Raw genomic sequence first — 2,115 nt, 5'->3', positions numbered from 1 at the left:
CTCCCCCAGGCCCGGGCTGCACCCACCCCGGCCCCCGCGGGGGTCAAGGAAACTTGGGGCGGCTCGGCGCAGCACAAGGCATCAAGGGGGGCGGTTCGCCCAGACGCTCGTTCCAAGACAGCAGCGTGGGGACCACGCCAGGCCCCGATCTTGCTTCCTATCGGTCGTCCCGCATCGAGGGTTGGTCCTGAGGGGGCCAACCCTGAGTGAAGCGGGGGCAAAGCGGTGCGGGGTTGTGGGACTAGGCGTTTCCCATGAAGCCTTTTGCCTCGATTCTTTGCATGCTTTGGGCCTGGGCGCGCCACAAGCCGTGCCCTGCTGTCGTGACCGTCCGCTGCCGCACCGAACCGGTGGGGCGGCACCACCTGCCAGATGCAAAAGGAAAGGGTTCTCGAGATGAAGACACGTTGGATCAAGGGCCTGGCCGCCGCCGCAGCCGTTGCGTTTCCCGCGATGCTGCCGCTTTCCGCCTCGGCCGGGCCGACGCTGGATGCGGTCAAGTCCCGCGGGACGCTGCGCTGCGCCGTCAACAGCGGCCTGCAAGGCTTCTCGGCCCCCGATGCCCAGGGCCGCTGGACGGGCCTGGACGTGGACTTCTGCCGTGCCGTGGCCGCCGCCGTCCTGAACGACCCCAACAAGGTGCAGTTCGTCCCCACCACCACGCAGAACCGCTTCACGGTGCTGCAGTCGGGCGAGGTGGACATCCTCTCGCGCAACACCACCTGGACGTCCTCGCGCGACTCGACGCTGGGTTCGGTCTTCGCCGGCACCTGGTTTTATGACGGCCAGGGCTTCATGGTGAAGAAGTCGGCCAATGTGAAGAACGCCTCGCAGCTCAACGGCGCCACCATCTGCGTGCAGCCCGGCACCACGACCGAGCTGAACCTGAGCGACTACTTCCGCAGCAAACGCATGACGTTCAAGCCGGTGGTGATCAGCGATCTGGCGCAGATCCAGCAGGCCTTCTTCGCCGGGCGCTGCGACGTCTTCACCACCGACATCTCGGGCCTGGCCGCCACGCGCCTGGCTGCGCCCAACAAGGACGACCTGGTGATCCTGCCCGACGCGATCTCCAAGGAGCCCCTGGGCCCGATGGTGCGGCGCGGCGACTGGGAGTTCTTCACCATCGTGAAGTGGACGCTCTTCGGTCTGATCGAAGCCGAGGAATACGGCGTCACCTCGGCGAACGTGGACAAGCTCAAGGCCGAATCCAAGGACCCGCAGGTGCAGCGTATCGTCGGCGTCTCGGGCGACGTGGGCAAGGGCCTGGGGCTGGACAACGACTGGCTGGTGCGCGCGATCAAGGCCGTGGGCAACTATGGCGAGATTTACCAGCGCAACATCGGCCCGCTGGGCCTGGAGCGGGGCCAGAACGCGCTGTGGAAGGACGGCGGCCTGATGTACGCGCCGCCGTTGCGCTGACCCGGCCCGTTCCCCTGCCCTGAGGTCGGCGGCCCGCGCAAGCGGGCCGCCTTGCATCCACGCATCCCGTCCCGCTCAAGAGGTCGACGCACCGATGTTCAGCAACGAACGTGTCCGCGGCATCGTCTACCAGGTGCTGCTGCTGGCCGCCGTGATCGGCGTGGGCTGGTACCTGGTGTCCAACACCCTGCACAACCTGTCCACGCGGCAGATCCAGGTGGGCTTCGGCTTCCTCGGCCGTGAGGCCGGCTTCGAGATCGCCGAAACCCTGATCGCCTACGACGCCACCCACACCTATGCACGCGCGTTTGCGGTGGGCCTGCTCAACACGCTGAAGGTGGCCGCACTGGGCATCGTGCTGGCCACGGTGCTGGGCACGCTGATCGGCATCGCCCGGCTGTCGAGCAACTGGCTGCTGGCCCGGCTGGCCTCGGGCTATGTCGAGGTGATGCGCAACGTGCCGCTGCTGCTGCAGCTCTTCGTGTGGTATGGCCTGTTCACCGAGCTGCTGCCGCCGGTGCGCGAGGCCCTCACGCTGGGCGACTGGTTCTTCGCCACGCAGCGCGGCTTCTGGTTCGCCTGGCCGGCCGAGCATGCCGCCTGGTCGGGCGCCGGCTGGGCCCTGCTCGCCGGCCTGGGCTTGTCCTGGGCCTGGCGCAGCGCCGCGGCCCGGCATCAGCAGGCCACGGGCCA

Annotated in this window: 2 protein-coding genes; both read left to right on the top strand. The window is 68.1% G+C overall.

The genetic code is table 11. The features are described 5' to 3' along the window. Positions 1-396 precede the first annotated feature (396 nt). Positions 397-1,422, top strand: a complete 1,026-nt coding sequence (locus ACK42S_RS17735) for an amino acid ABC transporter substrate-binding protein (protein WP_409710725.1) — start codon at positions 397-399, stop codon at positions 1,420-1,422. A 94-nt stretch (positions 1,423-1,516) separates the two neighbouring features. Continuing rightward, on the top strand, positions 1,517-2,115 hold a 599-nt coding region (locus ACK42S_RS17730), incomplete at its 3' end, for an ABC transporter permease subunit (protein ID WP_409710722.1).

It is taken from the genome of Caldimonas sp., from assembly GCF_046289365.1.
In the GTDB taxonomy this organism is placed as follows: Bacteria; Pseudomonadota; Gammaproteobacteria; order Burkholderiales; family Burkholderiaceae_C; genus Caldimonas.
Note: the sequence above shows the minus strand (reverse complement) of the source record. Positions and strands in the feature narration are given on the sequence as shown.

Bases quoted from the DNA above. Each gene is read 5' to 3' on its own strand.
- ACK42S_RS17735 (WP_409710725.1), top strand. From the start codon at position 397: ATGAAGACACGTTGGATCAAGGGCCTGGCCGCCGCCGCAGCCGTTGCG.